General features: G+C 58.5%; 19 protein-coding genes and 4 pseudogenes. 14 read left to right on the top strand and 9 right to left on the bottom strand.

Going from position 1 to position 24,226, the window contains the following annotated elements; genetic code table 11:
- Nucleotides 1–98 precede the first annotated feature (98 nt).
- A pseudogene (locus RBB80_RS08100) lies at nucleotides 99–1,160 on the top strand (IS3 family transposase).
- 218 nt (nucleotides 1,161–1,378) lie between these two features.
- Here RBB80_RS08100 and RBB80_RS08095 read toward each other — a convergent pair.
- The 5 genes from RBB80_RS08095 to RBB80_RS08075 form a co-directional block, all read right to left on the bottom strand.
- Nucleotides 1,379–2,797: a sulfatase-like hydrolase/transferase gene (locus tag RBB80_RS08095; RefSeq protein WP_433967700.1), complete on the bottom strand. Its 1,419-nt coding sequence runs from the start codon at nucleotides 2,795–2,797 to the stop codon at nucleotides 1,379–1,381.
- A 167-nt stretch (nucleotides 2,798–2,964) separates the two neighbouring features.
- Nucleotides 2,965–3,141 carry a hypothetical protein gene (locus RBB80_RS08090; protein WP_433967698.1) on the bottom strand — a complete coding sequence of 59 codons (177 nt, stop codon included), beginning with the start codon at nucleotides 3,139–3,141 and terminating at the stop codon, nucleotides 2,965–2,967.
- Between the two features lie 137 nt (nucleotides 3,142–3,278).
- Nucleotides 3,279–3,773: a hypothetical protein gene (locus RBB80_RS08085; RefSeq protein WP_433967696.1), complete on the bottom strand. Its 495-nt coding sequence runs from the start codon at nucleotides 3,771–3,773 to the stop codon at nucleotides 3,279–3,281.
- Nucleotides 3,774–3,779: 6 nt separating this feature from the next.
- Nucleotides 3,780–4,352: a DinB family protein gene (locus RBB80_RS08080; protein WP_433967694.1), complete on the bottom strand. Its 573-nt coding sequence runs from the start codon at nucleotides 4,350–4,352 to the stop codon at nucleotides 3,780–3,782.
- The gene (locus tag RBB80_RS08075) at nucleotides 4,346–4,630 is read right to left on the bottom strand and encodes a YraN family protein (RefSeq protein WP_433967693.1); all 285 of its coding nucleotides are present in this window, start codon (nucleotides 4,628–4,630) and stop codon (nucleotides 4,346–4,348) included. Before RBB80_RS08075 ends, RBB80_RS08080 begins: the two co-directional genes overlap by 7 nt.
- A gap of 294 nt (nucleotides 4,631–4,924) precedes the next feature.
- Here RBB80_RS08075 and RBB80_RS08070 point away from each other — a divergent pair, with 294 nt between their 5' ends.
- The 5 genes and pseudogenes from RBB80_RS08070 (at nucleotide 4,925) to RBB80_RS08050 (ending at nucleotide 10,778) form a co-directional block, all read left to right on the top strand.
- Nucleotides 4,925–6,010 (top strand): ankyrin repeat domain-containing protein, encoded by a 1,086-nt coding sequence (locus tag RBB80_RS08070; protein WP_433967691.1) that lies wholly within the window; start codon nucleotides 4,925–4,927, stop codon nucleotides 6,008–6,010.
- A gap of 87 nt (nucleotides 6,011–6,097) precedes the next feature.
- Nucleotides 6,098–6,785 (top strand): annotated as a pseudogene (locus tag RBB80_RS08065) (LssY C-terminal domain-containing protein).
- A gap of 68 nt (nucleotides 6,786–6,853) precedes the next feature.
- A complete protein-coding gene (locus RBB80_RS08060; RefSeq protein ID WP_433967689.1) occupies nucleotides 6,854–7,576 on the top strand; it encodes an NAD-dependent epimerase/dehydratase family protein in 723 nt (240 codons plus the stop codon).
- Between the two features lie 242 nt (nucleotides 7,577–7,818).
- Nucleotides 7,819–9,012, top strand: coding sequence for a carboxypeptidase-like regulatory domain-containing protein (locus RBB80_RS08055; RefSeq protein ID WP_433967688.1), 1,194 nt, complete (start codon nucleotides 7,819–7,821; stop codon nucleotides 9,010–9,012).
- A 125-nt stretch (nucleotides 9,013–9,137) separates the two neighbouring features.
- Nucleotides 9,138–10,778, top strand: a complete 1,641-nt coding sequence (locus RBB80_RS08050) for a CTP synthase (protein WP_433967686.1) — start codon at nucleotides 9,138–9,140, stop codon at nucleotides 10,776–10,778.
- Between the two features lie 23 nt (nucleotides 10,779–10,801).
- Here the strand turns inward: RBB80_RS08050 and RBB80_RS08045 are convergent, their stop codons facing one another.
- Nucleotides 10,802–11,014 (bottom strand): hypothetical protein, encoded by a 213-nt coding sequence (locus RBB80_RS08045; RefSeq protein WP_433967684.1) that lies wholly within the window; start codon nucleotides 11,012–11,014, stop codon nucleotides 10,802–10,804.
- A gap of 179 nt (nucleotides 11,015–11,193) precedes the next feature.
- Between RBB80_RS08045 and RBB80_RS08040 the strand changes: the two genes are divergently transcribed.
- The 4 genes from RBB80_RS08040 (at nucleotide 11,194) to RBB80_RS08025 (ending at nucleotide 15,148) form a co-directional block, all read left to right on the top strand.
- A complete protein-coding gene (locus RBB80_RS08040) occupies nucleotides 11,194–12,699 on the top strand; it encodes a DPP IV N-terminal domain-containing protein (RefSeq protein WP_433967682.1) in 1,506 nt (501 codons plus the stop codon).
- Between the two features lie 37 nt (nucleotides 12,700–12,736).
- On the top strand, nucleotides 12,737–13,366 hold the full coding sequence (locus RBB80_RS08035; RefSeq protein WP_433969570.1) for an alpha/beta fold hydrolase: 630 nt from the start codon (nucleotides 12,737–12,739) through the stop codon (nucleotides 13,364–13,366).
- Nucleotides 13,367–13,962: 596 nt separating this feature from the next.
- Entirely contained in the window at nucleotides 13,963–14,622 is a 660-nt protein-coding gene (locus RBB80_RS08030; protein ID WP_433967681.1) for a DUF4230 domain-containing protein, read from the top strand.
- A gap of 163 nt (nucleotides 14,623–14,785) precedes the next feature.
- On the top strand, nucleotides 14,786–15,148 hold the full coding sequence (locus RBB80_RS08025) for a hypothetical protein (RefSeq protein ID WP_433967679.1): 363 nt from the start codon (nucleotides 14,786–14,788) through the stop codon (nucleotides 15,146–15,148).
- Between the two features lie 32 nt (nucleotides 15,149–15,180).
- On the opposite strand, the gene RBB80_RS08020 is transcribed toward RBB80_RS08025, so the two are convergent.
- Nucleotides 15,181–15,618, bottom strand: a complete 438-nt coding sequence (locus tag RBB80_RS08020) for a universal stress protein (protein ID WP_433967677.1) — start codon at nucleotides 15,616–15,618, stop codon at nucleotides 15,181–15,183.
- Between the two features lie 124 nt (nucleotides 15,619–15,742).
- On the opposite strand from RBB80_RS08020, the pseudogene fabD reads away from it, so the two are divergent.
- A pseudogene (fabD, locus tag RBB80_RS08015) lies at nucleotides 15,743–16,731 on the top strand (ACP S-malonyltransferase).
- Here fabD and RBB80_RS08010 read toward each other — a convergent pair.
- Complete coding sequence (locus RBB80_RS08010) at nucleotides 16,728–17,885, bottom strand: carboxypeptidase-like regulatory domain-containing protein (protein WP_433967676.1); 1,158 nt, start codon at nucleotides 17,883–17,885, stop codon at nucleotides 16,728–16,730. The pseudogene fabD and the gene RBB80_RS08010 sit on opposite strands and share 4 nt — an antisense overlap.
- A gap of 85 nt (nucleotides 17,886–17,970) precedes the next feature.
- Here RBB80_RS08010 and RBB80_RS08005 point away from each other — a divergent pair.
- The 3 genes and pseudogenes from RBB80_RS08005 (at nucleotide 17,971) to RBB80_RS07995 (ending at nucleotide 22,512) form a co-directional block, all read left to right on the top strand.
- Nucleotides 17,971–18,449 (top strand): annotated as a pseudogene (locus RBB80_RS08005) (peroxiredoxin).
- A gap of 62 nt (nucleotides 18,450–18,511) precedes the next feature.
- Nucleotides 18,512–18,796, top strand: a complete 285-nt coding sequence (locus RBB80_RS08000) for a hypothetical protein (protein ID WP_433967674.1) — start codon at nucleotides 18,512–18,514, stop codon at nucleotides 18,794–18,796.
- Between the two features lie 218 nt (nucleotides 18,797–19,014).
- Entirely contained in the window at nucleotides 19,015–22,512 is a 3,498-nt protein-coding gene (locus tag RBB80_RS07995) for a TonB-dependent receptor domain-containing protein (protein ID WP_433967673.1), read from the top strand.
- 71 nt (nucleotides 22,513–22,583) lie between these two features.
- On the opposite strand, the gene RBB80_RS07990 is transcribed toward RBB80_RS07995, so the two are convergent.
- Nucleotides 22,584–23,420 carry a hypothetical protein gene (locus RBB80_RS07990; protein WP_433967672.1) on the bottom strand — a complete coding sequence of 279 codons (837 nt, stop codon included), beginning with the start codon at nucleotides 23,418–23,420 and terminating at the stop codon, nucleotides 22,584–22,586.
- Nucleotides 23,421–24,226 lie beyond the last annotated feature (806 nt).

The raw sequence follows: 24,226 nt of genomic DNA, 5'->3' as shown, positions 1-24,226 counted from the left end.
CTGGTCTGCCCGGCCCCTTTTGTACCAGTTGAGAAGCGATAAAACTGGAACAAGAGGAGCTATGTATGACGCGAGGCAAAAAGCATACAGCGTAGCAGATCGTGAACCTGCTGCGGCAGGTTGAGGTGGGAGTAGCGAATGGCAAGACATTGCCACAGCCGTGCAAGGAAGCCGAGATCGTAGAGCAGACGTACTACCGTTGGCGCAAGGAGTACGGTGGCTTGAAGGTGGACCAGGCTCGGCGTCTGAAATAGCTTGCGCAGGAGAACGCAAAGCTGAAGCGGTTGGTCTCCGAGTTGAACCTGGAGAAGCTGGTGTTGAAGGACATCGCCTCGGGAAACTTCTAAGCCCTAAACGACGGCGCTGTGCGGTGATCCATGCGCGTGATGCGCATGGCATGAGCGAGCGGCAGGCCTGCCGTGTGGCGAAGCAGCCACGCGGCACCCAGCGCTACCGGCCGACACAGCGGGAAGACGAAGACACGCTTACTCAGGCCATCATCACGTTGGCCAGTCAGTATGGCCGTTATGGATACCTCCGGATCACGGCGTTGCTCCAGCGGACAGGCTGGCAGGTTGGCAAGGACCGGGTAGAGCGGATCTGGCGTCGTGAGGGCTGAAGGTTCCACAGAGACAGAAGCCAAGAGGGCGGTTGTGGCTCAACGACGGGTCGTGCGTGCGGCTGCGTCCGCACCACACCAACCATATCTGGAGCTATGACTTCGTGAGTGCTAAGACGCATGACAGGAGGACGGTGCGGATGTTGAACCTGATCGATGAGCACACCAGGGAGAGTCTGCTCGTGCGTCCCGAACGGCGATGGAGCAGCGCCAAAGTGATCGAGGCGCTGGCTGATGTGATGGTGATGAAGGGCGTTCCAGAACATATCCGTTCCGACAACGGCCCTGAGTTCGTCGCCAAAGACCTTCGCAAATGGCTGGCTGATACCGGTGCAAAGACGCCCTATATCGAACCCGGAAGTCCCTGGGCGAACGGTTACTGCGAGAGCTTCAACTCGAAGCTCAGAGATGAGTTCCTAAACCGAGAAATCTTCTACTCACTGAAGGAGGTGCAGGTTCTGGCCGAACGCTGGCGGGTTCACTACAACACGATCAGGCCGCACTCGTCGCTGGGCATCGCTCACCGGCGCCAGAAGCCTAGGCGATTGAAACCAATCTCACGGGGCGTGAAGAGCTGGGAATCGCTACGCGCTTCCCAGCTCTTCACGCCCCGTCCGGCAGCCATCCAGGTACATCAAAAGCTGCGTTACACTAACAATCCATCTGGCACACAAGATCGGTCAGGCCAGAGCTCAAATTCTTGGCAGAAGCTTTCGCATCGTATACACGACAGTCTGCTAACAGACGACTTTATTTTCGTCATGGTGCCTCATCCTGCGCGGCGAATGCCGTAAGATCCTCCGCTGAATGGATTTGACTATTGAGGAACCCTTGAAGCAACGCACGAGTACGGATGGCTTGAAACGGCGTTTCGACCTGTAAAGGCTGGTTCTGATGGGGCATTTTGACGATGTATGCAGGCCGATCATCAAACTTGCCTCCATGACTCGCGGCCTGATCCTCGGCAGTCCACACGCGAGACTCAGCCCAGAGTAACTGCGTTCGCCACGAGTGATCCCCCATGATCAAAATCATCGAAGAATCCCATTCATTGCGCTGCGTCAGCAATTGATAAACATGGTCGAGATACCGATCTGCAAGCGCAAGATTGTCGATATACGAACTCTCATTCAAGGCAAACCGACCCGTTCTGCGATCATAGATCCCACCCGGATGGGGAACCGGCATGTGAAGAAAAAGAAACCCGCTCGAAGAATCTTTCAATTGTTCATCCGCCGCTTCGAGGAGTTCGCGATAGTCGCTGATGTGAAGCTCGGCCCCCTGATCGTCTACTGTAGAGAAGACTTTGAGAGTAGATTCAACGGAATCCCGCAGTGGGGCAAGGGCATTTGCGGTGATAGAAGCATCCCCGATCGACCCTGTAGGCGTTAGCTGGTGAGACGTCCAATAGCAGCGATCTATGACGCTGGGAAGAATTCTGCAATATGGGTTGAACCATCCCGTAACAGCCGTGCTGTAGCCGGCATTCAGAGCGTCCTGAAAGATCGTTTCATGCTGATCGAAGAAGTGCCAGTGATTCGAAACCGGATCGTGTAACGAGAGTCGTGTGCGATCTGCAGAAGAGCGGATACGGTCCACTGGCAGTCCAGTCATCAGCGAAGGGATTACATTCTCAGTCATGATTCCGGCGGGAACGACGTGAGTGAAAACAGTAGATTGTTGCGCAATCCTATCGAAAGCAGGAAGATCCAACCCCACAAATCTATGTTCATAAACTTGTTCATAAGAGAGTTCATCGAGCAGTATCCAAATGATTCTTGGCTTTGCATGTGATCGAGTGAGAGCTGTCTCAACAAGTCGCTGATGGAATGAAATCGGTGTATTCAGTTCTCGCGCTTGCCAGAGACACCAAAGAAGTTGGCTGATAGTAATAGCACCGAAGATTGCGGTGAAGTCTAATAGTGTTGTTGCAAAACGCTGTATTCGCTGAAAGGTGCGCACGAACGATGGTTGCCAGCACATCGCGATGGCAACCAGGGATAAGATAGACCCAAAGAACAGCGTTCGACTTATCCAATGAGGCAGCGGCCAGGCTTGTGCCTTCGCACCGATCTTCAACAGCATCCACGGACCTAACACTATTAATCCGAGCCACAAGGCCAGCCAAAGTCTAGGGGTTTTTGTGCGACAAGAAATAGCCCTGTCAAAATGAGCCACAGAATGATCACGTCGAGAAGAGCAGCGACAAAGACCGAAACCACAGGCCCGCTGCTGTGATAAACGATCAAATGTGCAGGACTAACCAAGGGGCCGATCAGCGGCAGGCAACAAAGAACAGACAATCCGAGGCCGGTAGCTACCGCGTGCAGCAATAACTTCATGCACTACGCCCTTTGCAGGTGGAACAGTATGCGGCCATTCGCCAGAGTAAGCTCATCGATAACAATGAAGTACGCAGCAAATGCCTTTCGAAAGGCGACCTCGGTGATGTGGCTGTAGATAGCTTCGCGGCCGCGAGCGATCTCGATATACTTCGTATCCGTCGGAGGTACCCATTCCATCCGTCTTGGCCTGTGACTCCGGTAATGAGGGCTTTCTTCAAAAACCAAATTCTCCTAGTTCGCCGGGCAGGCTTCAGTGATTCTACTTGAAGTGCGAGGCAAACCTTTATTCTACTGTGTGTCTTCCCATCCAACAGCTAATCATACTGAAGAATATGCGGTGCCGGTTCGGTCAGCGTCCCGTCCTTGCGCTCGTACCACATAAAGAGCTTGTGGTCGCCATTCACCCTCACTGCGACAATAATCCCGCTTCCAAACGCCCCTGTCCCGTCTGTCTTCGAGATGTCAACATGGTGGGAACGAATCGGTTCACCGACGGGGCTCGCGCTCGTCCAGTCTTCGGTGAATCTCTTCAGCGGATAGTCCGCGTGACGTTCGGGATGTTGCTGCCAGTCCGGGTCATTTGTATAAATCGCAAACGCCTTGCCATAATCCTGGGTTTCGAGTGCGCTGAAGAAGTTGCTTACCTTGTGCTCAGCCGGAATGTTAGAAAAGAACCAACCATGTCCCAACAGAAAACCACCTACCCCCGACACGACCAACAGCAGAACAAAAACCCCAAAAGCAATCAACAAATTACGGTTTCGTGTCTCGCGACGGCTATCGAAATCCGGTGCATTCAGCAGCGTCATAGTCCCTCATCCTTGTAGATCAAAACAGATCAAGTGTATTAGACACCGGCTCCATCCATTTCTGGACGACGACTCCACCTCATCGCCACCGATTCCCACCCATACCCTCATGAGTCGCAAGTGATGCCGCATATGTGCGATGTAGTCCTCGATCAGAAACCCGAGGGTCAAAGACTCCCCTGCAACCGATCCAACGTCCCCCAGATGCGCCTTTTCGATATGACCAACCGTCCACGCCATGTGCTCATTCAGCGCAAACCAGAGCGCCAGTACCTGCGCCCAATCACGCTTGGAATAGTGCTGCAGATTCACCCACGCCACCTGCTCATAACCTGGCATGCTCTGCCCCGGCCCAATCTGTAATCGGACGATTCTTCCCAGGTTGTTGACCGCTGAATCGATAAGATGCCCGATCACCTGCTTCGCGCTCCACTTGTCCGGCCGCTCCGGTACGCTCGCCTCAGCCTCGGACACCGTCACCAGCCACGGCATCGACTCGCGCACTACCACCGAGAGCCGCTCGCTCAACTCAACCGGATTCAGCGTCGCAACATCCGACTCCTGTGCATACATCACCATCCAAACGCCCCCCGATACAGTTCGAACTCAGTTCCAGTTGGCAGCAAGTATACCGACACCACATCGAACCTCACCGGAACATCAACCCTCAATTTCTCCGGAAATCCCTTCAGATACGCCCGCGCCATTCTCCGCAGCATCTCTCGCTTATCCCGGTCCACGGCCGACTCCGCCGTCATCCCATCCCTGGCACCTCGCGTCTTCACCTCGACAAAACACAGCGTCGGCCCGTCCCACCCCACCAGGTCGATATCCCCCACAACTTCGCGCTCTTCCACCTCTGCGCTACGACCGTATACCCCAACTTCCGCAGATGAAACAGAGCCTCCCGTTCACCATGCTCGCCCGTCGCAAGGTGAGCGGGCCCCCTCCGCGACGCGCAGCCAGAGCGTCCATCCCTCGCATCGCCCAAGCCTGAATATCAATCCACATCGTGGCTGTCGTCCGTCCTCTCGTATATGATTTCAGCCATCATCTCCGAGTAGAATACGTGGCTTTCGAACCGCTGTCCTTACGCAGGGCCGTGCCGGTTCCACACTCAGAGACGGCCCATTTAAAATCAGAGGTCACACATGCCAAGCGCATCGAGAGTATCGCTCTTTCTCGTTGGGATCTTCTTGACTCTCGCCGGACCTGCGTCAGGAGATCAAGCGGTCGCTCAAAGCCAGCCAGCACCCTCAGCTCAAGCCGATCAACAATCGCCTCCCGAGGCCGCCGAGACCACCGCAGACACGCAGGACGCACCGGACGACGAGCTGGATACTGCCGCCGTGACCCTCGATCTCTCGCACACCTCACCGCTCATTCAAAAGCTCTACCAGGCCACCCGCGAAACCAAGGAGCAACCCATCCTCGATCGGCTCACCGAAGCCAAAAAGCTACTTGCGGACGGAGCCGACGTCAAAGCAACGGACCAGTACGGCCGCACCGCGCTTCACTGGACCATCTTCGGCTCCAGCTACATCACCAAGCCGAAGATCATCGTCTCCTACGAGGAGATCGCAGACCAACTCATCCAGCACGGCGTAGAGATCAATCGCGAAGACATCTACAACGACACCGCTCTTGACTACCTCCTCTACTCCCCAAACTTCGAGATCCAAACCCTGCTCATTGAAAATGGCGCAACCAGCGGATTTCTCACCGCCTTGTTCAACTTTTTCAACCAGGAAAAAGGCGACATGCCACACACCATCGCCGCCAGTGCGGCCCAGTCAAGGAAAGCCGATCTTGCCCCCGGCCAAACTCTGAGCGTCCGGCTTGGCGGCCCCGTCTATAGCGAACACTCCCGGACCGGCGACCCCGTCGAGGCCACCGTCACTTATCCCCTCTGCAAGAACGGAGAAAATATCGCCTGTCCCTCTGGCGAGCTCGTCATCGCCCCCGGCACAAGGGTTCAGGCAACCGTACTCTTCGCGCAAAAAGCTCCGGACAAGTACTCTCGCCCGCGGCTGGTTCTCGACTTTTCCAACATCATTCATGCGAACGGCACGCGTTCGCCACTTTACGCCCGAGTCCTCGACGTCGATAACGCTCGCGAAACCGTCCGCAACAACGAGATCCTCGGCATCGTGCAGCCTCACGCGTCCACCAAGACCTCCATTGCTCTCGCCGGTCTCGGCATGGTCAATCCAATCGCCGGATACACCATCAAATGAGTCTCCGCGGTCTACGGCCTCTCCATTCGACGGGAGATTCTCTTTCCCGCAGGAACCGACCTTCAGATTCAGGTCGTCCGGCCCTCCATGCTGAAGACCCGCGACTCCTGGTCAGGGTGGCCCGTACTGCCGGTCGATGCACAGCTCAAGGCGCTCGTAACCGCAGCCCCTCTGCGCGTCTACACCAAAGACAACAAACCATCCGACGTAACCAATCTCATGTTCATCGGCTCACAGCAGCAACTCGTAGCTGCCTTTCGGGAGTCAGGATGGTTCGAGGCAGACTCCCTCAGCATGGGCTCTGCAGCGAAGTCGGTCCAGGCGACCATTCGCGGTGCCGGGTACACCAACGCTCCCGTCTCTCCTGACGATCAACGGCAAACCGCCCGATCTCGTCTTTCAAAAGTCCCTCGACACCTTTGCCAAGCGTCATCACATCCGCATCTGGAAGGAGCCAGGCACCTATCAGGGCCGCGAGGTCTGGATTGGAGCCGCCACTCACGACATCGCGATCTCAACCGCTAGAAAGAACACCAAGTGGTCCCACCGTATCGATCCCCACGTCGATCGCGAACGCGAATGGATTGAAACCGATCTCCTCTACTCCGGCACCGCAACCTCCTACGCGCTCATCGATCGTCCCCACACCCCGAAGAAAACAGCCAACGGAACCGGCGACGAGTTCCTCACCGACGGCCAACTGTCCATCGTTGTGCTTGGCCCCACCAAGCCGAACATCCTCAACCCGCCGTCCCCAATCCTGCAATCGCGTTAGCGCCAATCACCCCCTCGAAGCACACCTGTAGCATGGAACCATCGACGTGATCTCACCACTTAACGTCGATGGGCCGCGTCGCATCCACCACCGCGCGCATTCAGACTGAGGGCAAACGGATGAACGTAGTTATCTTCGGCGCAACGGGTATGGTCGGTCAGGGCGCTCTACGCGAGTGCCTGCTCGACCCCGACGTAAACCAGGTTCTCACCGTCGGACGAACACCAACCGGCCAGCATCATCCCAAGCTGCGCGAACTGGTCCACGCAGACCTCTTCGATTACTCCACGATCGAAGCCGACCTAACCGGCTACGACGCCTGCTTCTTCTGTCTCGGCGTCACATCCGCCGGCATGTCCGAAGCGCAATACACCCGCGTCACGCATGACCTCACCCTGGCCGCTGCAACAACCCTGGCAAAGCTCAACCCATCCATGACATTCATCTACGTCTCGGGATCGGGAACCGACGGCACCGAGCGCGGTTCGAGCATGTGGGCCCGCGTCAAAGGCAAAACCGAAAATGACCTTCTCAAGCTCCCCTTCAAAGCTGCCTACATGTTCCGCATCGGATTCGTTCAACCGCTTCATGGCATCGTATCCAAGACAAAGTTGTACCGCGCCTTCTACTCCGTCCTGAAACCAGCCCTCCCCATCATGAAAAGCGTATTTCCCAAACAGATAGGCACCACGGAAGAGGTAGGCCGCGCCATGCTGCGGGTTGCCAGACACGGCTTCCCTCGATCCGTCCTTGAATCCAAAGACATTAACACCCTCGGAAGCATCCTCTGATGCGATTCATTCGAAATCAATCAGTTTGCAACCGTTCGGCTGTTGCAAACTCTAAGAGTGATATTGAATCCAATGCGGCAACAGTTCCTGTTCGAGACGATCCGAGTGATTGGACCGATGGGTGATTGTGGGATCGACCATCAAAGAAGCAAGATCAACCAGGTCGGCGAAATCCGCTCCTCACGCTATGCTTTTCATAAGGCATTTCTTCGCCCGCCTCTACAATTGGAATCGTAACTGATATGCATCGTTTGCGTAATACGGGCCCCTTTCTCCTGACCACCCTGCTGTGCGTGATGTTCAGTGCGTATGCTCATGCACAGACACGTCCCCGCCAGTCCGACCTCGCTCCACTCTCGAATCCAATCGACTCGACGCCAACAGGCACAATCCACCAGGTCGCCGCACTCGTCCCCCTCCCCGACGAACTGCCAAACGCACCCGAACAACAATCTGCCAACTTCATCACGTCCGACCAGCAAGCCCCCGGCAGCATCAGCGGCACCGTAGTAGATCCCAGCGGAGCCCAGGTCGAAGGCGCCCTCGTCTCGATCCAGTTCATCGACTCGAGACCCCAACGCACGAGCGCGACAGACTCAACCGGCTCCTTCAACTTCACCGGCGTCACCCCCGGCACCTTCAAGATCGCAGTCGTCTCATCCGGCTTTGCGAATTGGGTCTCGTCCGCCCTTCTCCTTCAAAAAGGACAGCTCTACGAGCTGCCGACGATCATGCTGCAACTCTCCTCCGCCACGACAAACGTCGACGTCAACTTCACACGACACGACATAGCCGAGGAGCAGGTATCGCTCGAAGAAAAACAGCGCGTCCTCGGCGTCTTCCCCAACTTCTACGTCTCGTACAACTGGGATGCTGTCCCTCTCAGCGCTGGCCAGAAGTTCCGCCTGGCCTTGAGGACTGCCTACGATCCCGTATCTATCGCAATCCCTGCAATCATCGCTGGCGTTGAGCAGTCTCAAAACACCTTCAGCGGCTACGGCCAGGGCGCAGCAGGCTACTTCAAACGCTTCGGGGCCTCCTACGGCGACGGCTTCATCGGCAACATGATCGGCAACGCAATCCTTCCGTCGGTCTTCCACCAGGACCCGCGCTACTTCTACAAAGGCACCGGAACCATTCGCTCCCGCGCGCTCTACGCCATGTCCACCGCCTTCATCTGCAAAGGCGACAACGGCCACTGGCAGCCGAACTACTCCTTCATCCTGGGAAACTTCGCCTCAGCCGGCCTCTCCAACCTCTACTACCCCGCCGGCGACCGCAACGGGGCAGGGCTCACAATCTCAAACGCACTCATCGACACGGCCTCCGGCGCAGCTTCCTCCCTCATTCAGGAGTTCCTGATCAAAAAATTTCGCGCGGAGTTCCGAAAAATCCCATCCCCTGAAAACCAGAACGTGAGCGTCCCGCCTCGCTAACTACCGAATGACTCAACCTGACTTCCCCTCGAAAAGTCAACCCATTGCTTCCGCGCCCGGACCCTGCGATACTTAACCGTGCCCATCCTGCACAAATTTCAAATACATACAAAGAGGTCGCGGACATGTCTGCAAAGTACATCTTCGTAACTGGCGGAGTCGTGTCTTCGCTCGGCAAGGGTCTCGCCGCAGCCTCTATTGGCTGCCTCTTGGAGGCCCGTGGCCTCAAGGTCAATCTCATGAAGTTTGACCCCTATCTCAACGTCGATCCCGGCACCATGTCGCCCTTCCAGCACGGCGAAGTCTTCGTCACCGACGACGGCGCTGAAACCGACCTCGACCTCGGCCACTACGAGCGCTTCACCCACGCCAAGCTCACCCGCGATAACAACCTCACCACCGGCCGCATCTACGAGCAGATCATCACCAAGGAGCGTCGCGGTGACTACCTCGGCAAGACCGTCCAGGTCATCCCGCACGTCACCAACGAGATCAAAAACGCCATGCGCAAGGTCGCAGCCGACTGCGAAGTAGCCATCGTCGAAATCGGCGGCACCGTCGGAGACATCGAATCGCTTCCCTTCCTCGAAGCCATCCGCCAGATGCGCCAGGACCTAGGCCGCGAAAACACCTGCTTCGTCCACGTCACTCTCATCCCCTGGATCGCCGCCGCACAAGAACTCAAAACCAAGCCCACCCAGCACTCCGTCAAAGAGATGCTCTCCATCGGTATCCAGCCCGACATCCTCCTCTGCCGCTCCGACCGCGCCGTCCCCCGCGAGATGCGCAACAAGATCGCCCTCTTCTGCAACGTCGAAGAGCCCGCCGTCATCGCCGCCCGCGACGTCGCCAGCATCTACGAGGTCCCCCTGACCTTCGCCGCCGAAGGCGTAGACACTCTCGCACTGAAATACCTCCGCATCGAGACCAAAGCCCCCGACCTCTCCCGTTGGCAGGACATCGTCCGCCGCGCCTACCACCCCAAAGATGAAGTCTCCATCGCCATCGTCGGCAAATACGTCGAGTACGAAGACTCCTACAAGTCCCTCAAAGAAGCTCTCGTCCACGGCGCCCTCGCCCACAATCTCAAGCTCCGTGTCACCTGGCTCGAAGCCGAAGGCCTCGAAACCCCCGACTACGCCGCACAGCTCCAGGGCTTCGACGGCATCCTCGTACCCGGCGGCTTCGGCAAACGTGGCATCGAAGGCATGCTCAACGCCATCCGCTACGCCCGCGAAGAGGCCGTCCCTTACTTCGGCATCTGCCTCGGCATGCAAACCGCCTGCATCGAGTACGCCCGCAACGTCTGCGGCCTCAAAGACGCCAACTCCGGCGAGTTTGACCCCGCCACCCCCTACCGCATCATCTACAAACTCCGCGAGCTCACCGGCGTCGAAGAGATGGGCGGCACCATGCGCCTCGGAGCCTGGGACTGCGTCATGGAGCCCGACTCCCTCGCCGCCCACGCCTACGGCAAGACCGAGATCAGCGAGCGCCACCGCCACCGCTACGAGTTCAACCGCGAGTACGAGGCCATCCTCACCGGCGCCGGCCTCCGCCTCACCGGCACCACGCCAGACGCCACCTACGTCGAGATCGTAGAGATCCCCACCCACCCCTTCTTCCTCGGCTGCCAGTTCCACCCCGAATTCAAATCCAAGCCGCTAGAGCCACACCCGCTCTTCCGCGACTTCATCGCCGCCAGCTACCAGAACCGCCTCGCAATTCGCCACGAGATCTCGGCCTCCTCCAGCATGGAAGCCTGATTCGTGACGCCGTGGTTTGCAGATCAGCTTGCGTCGCGCCCTCCCTTGCGACGCAAGCGAAAGCCCGTGAAAAAACACGCAAACAGCGTCAACACCACGCAGAGCATCGCAACGTAGAAATGTACCTTCGAACCGTTCCAGTGGATGTCCATACCTAGTGATCCAAGCAGCACGCAAAAGAGCGGTATAGCGGCGAGGATCAAAAGCGGTATCGCCACGAGAAGAGTTCCGATCACCGTTTGCCATCTTCGCATTCGCTCAGATACCTAATCCGCTCGAGTGCAATCTACCACGGTTCTCGGTCAAGGCGAGGAAGACGCATCTCGGCACTTCTTTTCTGTAAACTCAAACCCAAACCTATGCCCTCCAACCTGCGCGCTGCCCTCCTGCTCTGCCTCTTCGCCGCTCCCGCCTTTTGCCAAACCCCTCCACGACCGACCCCGGTCTCCGCACCGTCGCCGACGCGAACAAAAACCTAACCGGCACCCCTCCCCACGGCATCGACTGGAGCCCCGACGGCAAGCTCCTCACCTACATCGCCTCTGACGACGACACCACCGGCAAGGCAGGCGATATCGTCCAGATCGAAGCTGCCACAGGCCACGCCAGCGTCCTCGCCACCGCCGAGCAGCTCAGCAAACTCACCGCCGCCGCCGTCAACGAGAAAGACGCAGACCATCGCGCCCGCTACGGCATGTCCGCCTACCTCTGGGCCGCCGACTCCAAACACCTCCTCCTCGACAATGGAGGCCGCCTCTGGCTCTACGACATCGCCGCCGGCACTGGCACCCTGATCGTCGACACCCACGAGGGATCCGGCGACGATCCCAAGTTCTCCCCCGACGCCGCCAACGTCTCCTACCTTCACAACCACAACCTCTACATCCATCCAGTCGCAGCCGCAGGCAAAGAGACCGCCCTCACCCACGACACCACCGACACCCTCCTCAATGGCGAGGTCGATTGGGTCTACCTCGAAGAGCTCGACGTCCGCAGCAACTACTTCTGGTCGCCCGACTCCAAATCCATCGCCTACCTCCAGATGAACGAGGCCAAAGTTCCCCAGTACCCCATCACCGACTGGATCCCCACCCACGCCACCCTCGACAGCCAGCGCTACCCCCAGCCCGGCGACCCCAACCCCGCCGTCCGCGTCGGCATCGTCTCCGCCAAAGGCGGCAAAACCAAATTCGTCGAAGTCCCCTTCAGCCCCAACAACGACTACATCCCCCGCTTCGGCTGGGTCGACGCCAACACCGTCTACATCGAAGTCCTCACCCGCGATCAACAGCACCTCAACCTCTACTTCGCCGACACAAAATCCGGCAAGACCCGCGTCGTCTACACCGACACCGACTCCAAGTACCTCGACTTCAGCACCGACCTCAACATCCTCTCCGGCGGCCGCTTCCTCATCGAAAGCTGGCGCGACGGCCACACCCACCTCTACCTCTACAGCTTCGACCAGCACCATCCCCTCGCCGCCGACGCCACCCTCACCCGCCAGCTCTCCCAGGGCGACTACGAAGTCGAGTACGTCAACAGCATCGACGAAAAGTCAGGCACTGTCTTTTACACGAGCAACGAAGGCTCGCCCCTCGAAGACAATCTCTGGTCCATCAAACTCGATGGCACCGCAAAAGATCAGCTCACCGCCGGTCGCGGCACTCACGGCACAAAGACCTCGCCCGACGGCGCCCACTTCAGCGACTACTACAGCGACGCCATCACCCCGCCTGTCATCAGCCTCTGCAACGTAACTCGCAACTGCTCTCCCATATGGAAGTCGAAGCCCCTTCCCCCGCCACCACCGTCACCAGTGACATCGTCTCCGTCACCGCAGCCGACGGTAAGACCAAGCTTTACGGCCGCCTCACCCTTCCGTCTTCACCCAGCCCCACGTCCGTCTCGGTTCCTCTAATCCTCAACCCCTACAACGGACCCACCCCCAAAGCAGCATCCGCAACTCGTGGAGCTCCACCCAGATCTTCAACGAGCTCCTCGCCCAGCACGGCTTCGCAGTCCTCGACGTCGACACCCGCGGCAGTGGCGGCCGTGGCCGCGACTTCCAGCAGGCCGCCTATCGCAACTTCGGCCCCATCCAGTTCGCCGACCAGATGGCCTCGCTCGACCAGATCCTCACCCAATACCCGCAGCTCGACCCCAAACGCGTCGGCTGGTGGGGTTGGAGCTGGGGCGGCTACTTCACCCTCTACGCCATGACCCACACCGACCGCATCCGGGCCGGCGTAGCCGTAGCCCCCGTCACCGACTGGCGCAACTACGACTCCATCTACACCGAGCGCTACCTCGGCCTCCCCTCCGACAACGCCGCCATCTACAAGGACGATTCCCCCATCACCAACGCCGCCAACCTCAAAGGTCGTCTCCTCCTAGCCCAGGGCACAGGAGACGACAACGTCCACATGGCCAACACTATCCAATTCATCCAGCCCCTGATCGAAGCCGGCATCCCCTACGACCTACAGCTCTTCCCACGCAAAACCCACTCCATCGCCGGCCCCACCGCGCGCGACGAGCTCTACAACCGCATCCTCTGGCACTTCGAAACCAACCTCAAACCCTAACTCCACCCCTACCGCTGCGAAAACAGTACACAGCAGTTTGCATTTGCTGTCGGAGTTGCTGTTGCAGTTGCTGTCGGAGTTGCTGTCGGAGTTGCTGTTGCAGTTGCTGTTGCCCTTTTTGTTGTCATCCCCGCAGGGGATCTGCTTTTGCAGTTGCTTTTGATGTTGCCTTTACCTTTGTCTTTGCAGTCATCCTGAACGCAGTGAAGGACCCCGACACATTCAATCCCCCCATTCCGATCGAACCGTTCAACCCAGAACCTTCCAACCGCCCCACTCCTCCCCACAAAAATCGTCATCTCGACCGAAGCTGTTCACAGCCTCACCGTGAACAGCGCAGCGGAGAGACCCCCGAATTGCCGTTGCTGTTGCTGTTGTCTTTATCTTTGCCGTCACCCTGACCCTGAGCGAAGTCCAATGGGGAAGGATCCTTGTATTTGTTTTTGCACTTGGTTGTGCTGTTGCACTTGCTTTTCCTTCTGTCATCCCCAAAGGGCTCTGCGGTCCGCCTTCCCAGCCCGTCATCCCGAGCGCAGCGCAGTTGCCGTAACCCATACTCCCCGGCCGCCACGCGAAGTAGTAGCATCCAAACAACAATGACTACCCAATACGGTTCCTACGACTCAGGCCGCAGATCCTCCGGAACCCTCCTCGTCGTCCTGCTCTCCTTGATCCTCGGCGCCGCCGCTCTAGCCGTCTTCATCCGCCACGCAACCACTGGAGTATTAGCCCGCGTCGCCACCGCCATCACCGGCCGCACCACCACCTTCGATACCTCAGTTCCCGCCGTGGTCCAGCGCATTCAGCGCCTCAACCGCCTCGAAACCGTCGTCTACTCCATCGACACCGTGGTCGAAGGTTCAAAGTCCAGTGCCGTCCTCCCCGACCTCCTCGCCGGCGACCGCCTCCTCCTCGTCGTCCACGGCCAGTCCATCGCCGGCATCGATCTCTCGCAACTCAAACCCGAAGACGTCCGCATCGACAACAACGGTCAATCCATCCACGTCACCCTGCCCGCATCGCAACTCTTCGTCACCACGCTCGACAACCAGCACACCCGCGTCTACGCCCGCTCCACCGGCCTCCTCGTTCCCGCCGACCAGAACCTCGAGTCCGATACCCGCGCCAAAGCCGAGCAGCAGCTCCAGCAGTCCGCCCTCGCCGACGGCATCCTCGACACCGCCCGAAAGAACGCCCGCGCCACCATCGCCACCCTGCTCTACAGCCTCGGCTTCCACCAGGTCGACGTCACCTAATCCGCAACCGCCAACTGCTTTCGAACTTGCCTTTTGCCATTCTTGTTGTCATCCCCGAAGGGGATCTGCGGTTTGCTTTTGCCGTTGCACTTGCCTGCCTTCGTTTTTTCCCTTCCCCCATCACCGCGGCAACCTTATCTGCCGCATCGCGTCCAACTGGTCAATGCCACTGAAGAAGCACCTCTCAACTCTCACCTTTCCCAACCTCTCACGAACCTGCGATATCATTCAAAGCATGATGTTCCGCTCCAAAGCGAGACCTGAAGACTCTCAAACCGAGGACATCCCGGTCACAGCCCAGCTCCCCTTCCCCAGCCTCGCGCGAGAGGAAGAGGACGAGGACGACGCAGAATCGACCCTCATCAAGACCGTAGGCTGGATCTCTGCCGGTCTCGGAGCCGTAGCTCTAGGCCTCTTCGTCGGCCGCGAACTCCGCCAGCGCTACAAGTTCAACCGCCGCACCCCCTACGACTTCTACGCCCACTCCGGCGACGAGCAGGACGTAGACTTCGGCCTCGGCACCTAGTCAATTCAAAATTCAGTCAATTCAAAAACTCTTCAATGAACCCCCAACAGATTGCACTTTGCATGGACCGCGATGTAGTGCGCCGTTCCACCCATCAACCGCCCCGCAGCGCCCTGGTTATGGCAAAGACCAACCACCAGCAAATCGGGTTTGATCGCCTCAATCACTCGTAACAATTCCGCCGCCACATCCCCCTCAGCGATCTCCTGAATCACACTCACCCCAGCCCGATCTGCCTCCGCCCTCGCCTTGCCCTGGAGATCCGTATAAAAATTCCGCTTTTCGTGCTTCAACAAAACAGGCACCTCAGGCGCCAGCGCCGCAACATAACTCATATAGGCCGGAAAGCTCTCCAGAACGGTGATCAGGTGGAGCTCGGCCGAAGAGAATTTGGCCAGATTCAGCGCAGAATGAAACGCCCGTCCAGCTTCAGGCGATTCATCGAATGCCACGGCGATCTTTTTGAACATGATCTTTTTCCTTCCACTCCACTATTCAGATACCCGCGAAAGGTGGTTGGGACCGAAATAATTGCTTCAGCACATAAATCTGTCCTAAAGCGAACAACCTGCACCCTGATTTACGATAACCACGATGACAAAATTAGCTTTCCTCTTCCCCGGTCAGGGTTCACAGACCGTCGGCATGGGCCGTGATCTCTACGACAACTTCCCCACCGCCCGCGCCATCTTCGACGAGGCCGACGACGCCCTCGGCTTCCCTCTTTCCAAACTCATCTTCGAAGGCCCCGAAGACCAGCTCAAGCTCACCGAGCACACCCAGCCCGCCATCCTAACTGTTTCGGTCGCCGCCGCCCGCATCCTCGCAGAAAAAGGCGTCACTCCCGCCTTCGCCGCCGGCCACTCCCTCGGCGAGTACTCCGCCCACGTCGCCGCCGGCACCTTCTCCTTCGCCGAAGCCGTCCGCACCGTCCGCTCCCGCGGTCAGTTCATGCAGCAAGCCGTGCCCGCAGGAGAAGGTGCCATGGCCGCCATCCTGGGCCTCTCCTCGACCCTCATCTCCGAGGTCTGTTCCCAGGTCACCGATCAGCTCACCCCGCTCCCCACAATGCCCGACGCCAAAACCTTCAACGCAGATCTGGCCGTAGTCTCCCCGCCAATCTCAACTCCCCCGACCAGACCGTCATCTCCGGAGCCGCCGGAGCCGTTCATCTCGCCGCCGACCTCTGCAAGGCTGCCGGAGCCAAGCGCACCGTAATCCTCCACGTCAGCGCACCCTTCCACTGCGCCCTCATGCAGCCCGCCCAACTGTCCCTCACCTCCACCCTCGAAGCCGTCACCTTCCACGACCCCGCCTTCCCCATCGCTGCCAACGTAGACGCCCGCCTCCTCACCAGCCGCACCGAGGTCCCCGACTGCCTCATCCGCCAGGTCACCGGCTCCGTCCGCTGGGTCGAGTGCGTCCAACTCCTCATCGCCCAGGGCGCAACCCACTTCATCGAAGTAGGCCCCGGCAAGGTCCTCTCCGGCCTAATGCGCCAAATCGACCGCAACCAAAAGACTTCCCACGTAGAAGACTCCGCCTCCTTGGAAAAAACCCTCACTGCCCTGACCGCCAGCTAGTGCATGGTTGTTGCGTCCAGCGCGAAGTTCAAGTCCAGTACGTCTTCCTCCACCAGCAGATTCCGTGTAACCGGATCGAAGCCACCCGCCTTCGATCCGCCATCTTCTCCACTGACCTTCACCACGTAGGAGCCATTCACCACATAGTGAAAGACGAATGTTCCATCGTTCGCAATATCTGCCTCGCGCACAACCGCCTTGTCCTCCGGGTCGAGTAACTGCACCGTACCTTTTTTCACCACACTCCCATCAGCCTTCGCGCTCACCAGTCCCCGAACGATGTGCAGTCCATTGGCCGGAATTGTTACATCGGCACCAGTCCGATCCTCACCGTCGTGCAGAACGATTGGTAACGTCTCTCGAAGCCTGTACTTATCGCCAAAGTACACCTTGAGCCCATCACCCTTTGTCATCCTCACATCCATCTCACTACCACCGGTAATCTGCTTTGGCTTCCACGTCACTTCGCGCAGCCCAATCATCACCGAATATGTGCCCGGCGGTAGACCTGCCTCGCGATATCTCCCGCGATCGTCTGTCTGCACCGCGTCCAGTCCTAATACATGCGTCGTGTTATCGTTCGCACTGTTGGCGAATCGCTCCCACGTCTGCTTTGCATTTCGCCAAAGCAGTTTGACAGGAAGGTTTTCCGCGGGCGAACCATCGTCATAGAGAACAGTGCCAGAGATAGAAGCGCCCCGCTGCATCGTCAAGGAAGTCGACGTCGTTCGGCCCGCGATCACCGTCACAGAATTCAATGCATACTTCAATCCCTCATCCTCACCTGTCACTGCTCCTGACGTCTCCGCCACCAGAACGTCATACGGCGTCACATATCCCGCGCAACGCCCCAAAATGTAATACTCCCCAGCGGCGACACCATCGATCTGAAAGACCCCGTCCATATCCGTCGGCGAAGAATAGGCATGCTTATCACCCGACGGTGCGCCATCTTTCTTTTTTGCTGGCACACTCTGAATCGTCACACTTCCGAAGCGGCAGACGGTGTGCGTATCCGCACAATACAAGTGGCCCGTCACCGAGCCCGTCTCCTGTCCGAAAGCCTGTCCTACAGCCCCCACGCCCAACAGCACCGTCAGTACGAACAGCGTACTCAAGCAGCGGCCAGCATAATCACCGTTCTGCGTTGTCATCGTACGGCCATAATACCGACAACTCGATCAGGCCAGATGAGATACTTGCAATAAAGTTTGAGCCCGAAATGAACAGAGGACCCGCATGCAAATCAACGACGTCGTAGAAAACTTCACCCTCCAAAATCAAGACGGCAAAGAGGTCAACCTCACCGACTTCAAAACCAAGCCCGTAGTCCTCTTCTTTTACCCCCGCGCCGACACCCCCGGCTGCACCATCGAGTCCTGCGGCTTTCGCGACGCCTTTGAGAAATTCCAGAAGCAAGGCATCGTCGTCCTCGGCATCTCCCGCGACACCGTCGCCGCCCAGAAAAATTCAAAGACAAGTACGACCTCCCCTACGACCTCCTCGCCGACCCCGACATGGAGCTCATCAACCGCTACGACCTCGTCAAGCCGAAGAACATGTACGGCAAGCTCGTCAAAGGCGTCAAGCGCACCACCTACCTCATTGGCCCCGATACAGGAAAAGGCCAGCGCCTCCTCCACATCTTCGAAGAGGTCAAACCCGAAGGCCATGCCGAAGAGGTCCTCGCCCTCCTCAAATCTCACGCAAAGAAATAACCTCGCCAACATCCGCCGCAACAAACCGCGCCGCAGCATCGAAGAACCCAGAGACCTTACCGATGAACACCTATCAAGTGAGATTTAAGACTCACCCCGACCCCCAACACCCCGGTGGATACATCCTCCAGTTTCAGCGAGTCGGCGACATCACCCATGAAGAGAGCCCCTTAAAGGTTGTCTTTCCCGACAAAGTGAAGCTGGAAGGGGCCTTCCTCAAAGCTGGCCTCTATCTTCACTCCTTCGGCACCCGGGACTCAGGCAGAGACGTGATGCCGGACCCCAATCAGGACTATGAAGTAACAGATCAGATGATGCGGCAACTCGGATTCGATACACCCGCCTGATCGCTTCGCCTGAATCACCCGTCTCGCTCTCGTCAGCGACTTCCAACAAGCGATATCGAGCACGTTGGTGCCACTTAGATTCAGCGATCGAATATTGATAAATCTCAAGAAATATTCACTTCGTAACCCCACGTTCATACTTCTTTGATCGCAGGTTAACCGGCTGCCTGAAAACTTAGGGCTATGCGAAAAAAAGATTTTCTTCTGCACCCAACCTTGTGGCGGCCATACTGTTTTTCTTTCTATGTTCCCATCTACAGGCTCAGTATGAGAACGGCAGCCTCGTAGGAACTATCCATGATGCAACCGGAGCCGGTGTCTCCGGCGCTTCAGTGACCATCACCAACAACGCCACGGCCATCACCGCAAAAGCGACCTCCAACAGCTCCGGCGACTACGAAATTCCCTCCCTCCGCGTTGGCGTCTACACCATCTCTGCCAACTCTCCCGGCTTCTCCGACGCGGTCGCCAAAAACATCACCATCTCCGTCGGCGTCCGCGAGCGCATCGACCTCTCCCTCCAGGTAGGCTCCACCCAGACCACCGTAGAAGTCTCCGACGTCGCGCTCCAGATCGAAACCGAGACCAGCCAGCGCGGCCAGACCATCACGCAGTACCAGAGCGCCGCCTTCCCCCTCGTCAGCCGCAACTACTCTGACCTCCTCGGCCTCGTCACCGGCTCCCGCCAGGCACCCACAGCCGCCACCACCAGCTCCATCAGCTCGCTCGTCCGCGCCGGAGCCTACAACATCAACGGCCAGCGCAGCGTGTTCAACAACTTCCTCCTCGACGGCATGGACAACAACGCCTACGGCGAGAGCAACCAGGGCTTCGACAACCAGATCATCGCCGTCCCACCCGACTCCGTCGCCCAGTTCCAGATCGTCACCAACAACGAGAGCGCAGAGTACGGCCGCTCCTCCGGCGCTACCATCAACGTCGCCTCCGCCAGCGGAACCAACCGCTTCCACGCCACCGTCTACGAGTTCATCCGCAACACCGACCTCAACGCCGCCGGCTACTTCAAGCCCACCCTCGTCGGCACCAGCGGAAACGTCGTTCCCTTCAAGAAGCCGACCTTCAACCGCAACCAGTTCGGCGTCAACTTCGGCGGCCCCATCATCAAAGACAAGCTCTTCTACTTCGTCGACTACGAAGGCTTCCGCCAGGTCCTCAAGCCGCTCAGCGTCAACACCGTTCCCACCACCAACGAGCTCAACGGCAAGCTCGTCGTCGACGTGCAGAATCCCATCACCGGAGTCGTCTACCCCAAAGGCACCGTCATCCCCGCAGCTGCCATCAACCCCGTCTCTCAGCAGATCATCGGCTTCTTCAAACAGATCCCCACCCAGGGCACAGGCCTTTCCACCAGCGGCCTCGCACAGGACAACTACGCCACCCAGGTCCCCTTCACCGACAACTCCGACAAGGGCGACCTCCGTCTCGACTACCAGCAGAACCCCAGCAGCTCCTGGTTCCTCCGCGTCTCCGATCGCAAAGAGACCGGCGTCAACCATCCCGTCTTCCCGCTCCCTCTCGACGGCCAGACCAACGGCACCATTCGCGTCCTCGACCAGCAGATAGCCCTCGGCTACACCCACCTCATCGGCGCCAACAAGGTCCTCGATGCGCGACTCGGCCTCTCCCGCACCAAGGCCGGCAAATTCTCGCTCTCCATCGGCGACAACGCCATCTCCATCCCCGGGCTGCCCTCTGATCCCACCGTCGCCGGCGGCCTTCCTTCGACCAGCATCAACGGCGGCTTCACCTCCTTCGGCCGTCAAAGCACCAACCCCCAGTGGCAGGACCCCGCCCTGCTCGATCCCAAGGTCAACTTCACCTGGATCAAAGGCCACCACTCTCTCAAATTCGGCTACGAGTACGAGCACATCTGGATGGCCGTAAACGATAACAACCCCCTCTACGGCTCCTTCAGTTACTCCGGCGGCTTCAGCCTCTGCCCAAGCTCCACCGTCAACGGAGTCAAAATCCCCACCAACCCGAACGGTCAATCCTGCGCGGACATCAAGGGCGCAGTCGCCGACAACTACTGGGCCGACTTCCTCTTCGGCACCACCAACAACTACTCCCTCGCCAACCTCTTCGTCGCTCACCTCCGCCAGACTCTGCAAAGCGTCTACGCCCAGGACGACTGGAAGGTCGATCCCAAACTCACCCTCAACCTCGGCCTCCGCTGGGAGTACGGCTCGCCCTACTCCGAACAGCACAACAACATCTCCAACTTTGATCCCATCACCCAGACCGTCCTCACCATCACTCCAGGCGCGGTCGCCGGCAACGGCATCACCCCCGTATCCCCAGGCGGAGTCTACGGCAGCACCCTGGTCAACCCTGACCTCAACGACTTCGCTCCCCGCCTCGGCTTTGCCTACGCCGCGACCCCGCGCACCTCCATTCGCGGCGGCTACGGCACCAGCTACGTCCACTACACCCGCGCAGGCTCGGGCGACATCCTCGCCATCAACGCCCCGCAGGCCCAGTTCGTCTCCGTCACCCAGAAGACACCAAGCACCACCAACCACTGCCCCGTAGGCGGAGCCTCTGCAAGCTGCTACGTCACCGCCGACCAGGGCTTCCCCAACGGCATCGCCACCACCTTCAATCCGGCGACCGACAACATCACCTACGTCCCCAAGAACACCCGGGACAGCTACGTCCAGAGCTACTTCCTCAGCGTGCAGCAAGAGCTCGCCAAGAACACGCTCCTCGACATCGCCTACGTCGGCAACCACGGCAGCAAGCTCCAGGGCTTCCTCAACGCCAACCAGATGAACCCCTCGGTCATCACTAATGGCCAATTCACCCGCCCCTACGGCAACTGGCCCAGCGACATCACCGAAGCCCTCAACGAGTTCCACTCGCACTACGACGCCCTTCAGGTTCGTTACGAGCAGCGCTTCGTCGCCGGCCTCACCCTCCTCAACTCCTTCACCTGGTCGCACTCGCTCGACAACGCCAGCGCCTCCCTCGAAGGCAACAGCCCCTCGCCGCAGGACGCCAACAACATCAACGCCGACTACGGCCAGTCCGACTACAACCTCCCCATCAGCAACGTCACCAGCCTCGTCTATGACCTGCCCTTCGGACACGGTCGCCACTTCCTCAACACCGCCAACGGCTTCACCGACACCGTCCTCGGCGGCTGGCAGATCAGCGCCATCAACACCGTGCAGGCCGGCACCGCATACAACATCGGCTACTCTCCCAACTCCGCCAACGCGGTCTCCCCTCAAATCGCTGCAACCTTTCGCGGCGCCAACGAGTACCGCCCCAACGTCGTAGCCGGTCAGCCGGCCATCAAAAAAACCAAGCTGAGCAACGGCTTCATCCAGTACATCAACCTCGCCGCCTACACCCTTCCCGAGACCAGGGACGGAAACGGAAATCTGGTAAGCCCCTTCGGCAACGCCTCCAGAAACCCAGGACGTTCGCCAGCCTTCTACCAGACCGACGTAGCCCTCAACAAAACCTTCAACACCCCGCTCGAGAGCCTGCGAGTGCAGTTCCGCGCAGAGTCCTACAACCTCTTCAACCACACCAACTTCTACATCCCCGGCAGCGGTCTTAGCGGCACCCTGAGCACCGCAGCCACAAGCACCGCCCCGGCAACCCTCAACAACCCAACCAGCGGCGGCCAGATCACCAGCACCTTCGAGCCGCGCATCTTCCAGTTCGGCCTCAAGATCCTCTACTAACCTCAACCCGCACCAAAGCAAAAGCCCTGCGCCAACCAGCGCAGGGCTTTTTTTCAAAACACCACGAGCAGCTATGGCTTCGGCGTCCAGAAATCCGGCTCTGCCTGGACAAACGCCTCTGGCGGATAGCTCATCTTCGGCGCCATCCGGAACAGATTCGACTGTCTCGACTCGACGCACGAAGCCTCAAGCGCCTCCAGCTTCTTCAAGCCCTCTGGCCCCAACGCCTCGAGGAACTTCGGTTCCTTAGCGAAGTTCGCGTCGATCTCCTCCCCGGACCTCAGCGTCGTAATCACCAGAAACGTGCTGCCCCCGCCATAAAGCTGCTCGTAGGTTCCCCAGTGAGCATCCGGAATACCCTTCTTGTACGCGTCGATCACCAGCTTCACCAACTCGTTCCACTCACCAGTGTGGCCCGGGCGAACCACGAACTGCGTCAGCTCCGCATAGCGAGACCCCACCCGATATCCCTGGTTCAAACTGAGATCGTCCCGTCGCATCCACATGCTGGAGTTCGTCTCCGCAAGCAGATCGCCATCAGCTTCATTCGCCCGATCAAGCTCCGCCGAAAGAGACGCGTTGCCGTTCACCTTCTTGCGCTCAGCTTCAATATCCGCAAAGCTCGGATAGGCGCTGAGAAACAAAACCCTCGGCCGGCCCGAGAGAGACGTGAGCGCGTAATAGTGGTCCGTAGCCTTCGCCCCCGCCATTGCCTGAGCAAACGCAGCCTCGCTCTTTTCGTGGGCTGCCCCCTCCTTGCCCGGCTTCGTGTACTCCCGCTGAATCGTTAGTATTTTTTGACTCGCAATCGTCTTATCCTGCGCGCAGACGGCAGGCGTCACGCTGCTTACAAAACCTGCAAGCAACAGAGGGAGAGCAATACATTTGCAACTGATTGGCAGCTTCATACAGTATTTCTCCTGAATTCAAACGTGAGAGAAGCCAAGGAGGTGTGCAGTCAACGAACTCCTCTGATGTCTTCGCGAGAGGTATATCGGCTGCAATGCGGACAGCCGCGCCTGGGATAAAAATCCTCAGCCCGGCTGCCCGGGAACGAGTATTTCCCCGGAGCCTGGAAGCAAGTGCTTAAAGAGTGCGAGCCATAGTAGGAACTTCCCCGCAACAAATCAATCAATTTCTGTTACTTATAAGGTCACAAAAAATCGCTGCGACTGCCTTGCCACGCAGTTGCCGAAAACCCGCCTTCGCGGATATAAGGATTGCTCCGGTTATCCGATACTCGGGATACTCCCGCGAGGCTGAGACTATTTCAGTCAACTGGTAGTTTTGCCAGTTATCGGGGTACCACGGCGTTGATAGGTTGGCTCAGTCGACGAATGGGTCTCTTTGCCTTTTGTGAGTTGCCGAAAAGAGGACTGTTGAGGACTGTTCGGGAGTAGCGGGGGATGCCTGTCATCCTGAGCCTGGAGGACTATGGGAGGTGGCTGGCCCTCGTGGAGCCTGCTAGGCCGTCTACAGACCTTCTCAGGCCCTCTCTGGCGCCTATGGAGTTTGGAAGGTAGACCCCATGGTGCGGAATGTTCGGAACACAGACCCAGAGCCTTGTGAGCCGTGGGCACATGACCCTCCGCCTCTACTCCCTATTGTGATTCTGATAAAAGGCGTAGGTCGCAGTTTGCAGAATGATCCGCGCCCAAACTTTGTACGGGCAGAATCAACCTGCGTTACAAGGGAATGGCTGTAATCGAAAGGG

The organism is Tunturiibacter gelidiferens, from assembly GCF_051013345.1.
GTDB lineage: Bacteria > Acidobacteriota > Terriglobia > Terriglobales > Acidobacteriaceae > Edaphobacter > Edaphobacter gelidiferens_A.
Note: the sequence above shows the minus strand (reverse complement) of the source record. Positions and strands in the feature narration are given on the sequence as shown.

What these genes read in the sequence shown, in the direction of transcription:
- RBB80_RS08090 (WP_433967698.1), bottom strand. Translation starts at nt 3,141, where the DNA reads ATGGAATGGGTACCTCCGACGGATACGAAGTATATCGAGATCGCTCGC.
- RBB80_RS08085 (WP_433967696.1), bottom strand. Translation starts at nt 3,773, where the DNA reads ATGACGCTGCTGAATGCACCGGATTTCGATAGCCGTCGCGAGACACGA.
- RBB80_RS08080 (WP_433967694.1), bottom strand. Translation starts at nt 4,352, where the DNA reads ATGGTGATGTATGCACAGGAGTCGGATGTTGCGACGCTGAATCCGGTT.
- RBB80_RS08070 (WP_433967691.1), top strand. Translation starts at nt 4,925, where the DNA reads ATGCCAAGCGCATCGAGAGTATCGCTCTTTCTCGTTGGGATCTTCTTG.
- RBB80_RS08060 (WP_433967689.1), top strand. Translation starts at nt 6,854, where the DNA reads ATGGGCCGCGTCGCATCCACCACCGCGCGCATTCAGACTGAGGGCAAA.
- RBB80_RS08055 (WP_433967688.1), top strand. Translation starts at nt 7,819, where the DNA reads ATGCATCGTTTGCGTAATACGGGCCCCTTTCTCCTGACCACCCTGCTG.
- RBB80_RS08050 (WP_433967686.1), top strand. Translation starts at nt 9,138, where the DNA reads ATGTCTGCAAAGTACATCTTCGTAACTGGCGGAGTCGTGTCTTCGCTC.
- RBB80_RS08030 (WP_433967681.1), top strand. Translation starts at nt 13,963, where the DNA reads ATGACTACCCAATACGGTTCCTACGACTCAGGCCGCAGATCCTCCGGA.
- RBB80_RS08025 (WP_433967679.1), top strand. Translation starts at nt 14,786, where the DNA reads ATGCCACTGAAGAAGCACCTCTCAACTCTCACCTTTCCCAACCTCTCA.
- RBB80_RS08020 (WP_433967677.1), bottom strand. Translation starts at nt 15,618, where the DNA reads ATGTTCAAAAAGATCGCCGTGGCATTCGATGAATCGCCTGAAGCTGGA.
- RBB80_RS08010 (WP_433967676.1), bottom strand. Translation starts at nt 17,885, where the DNA reads ATGACAACGCAGAACGGTGATTATGCTGGCCGCTGCTTGAGTACGCTG.
- RBB80_RS08000 (WP_433967674.1), top strand. Translation starts at nt 18,512, where the DNA reads ATGAACACCTATCAAGTGAGATTTAAGACTCACCCCGACCCCCAACAC.
- RBB80_RS07990 (WP_433967672.1), bottom strand. Translation starts at nt 23,420, where the DNA reads ATGAAGCTGCCAATCAGTTGCAAATGTATTGCTCTCCCTCTGTTGCTT.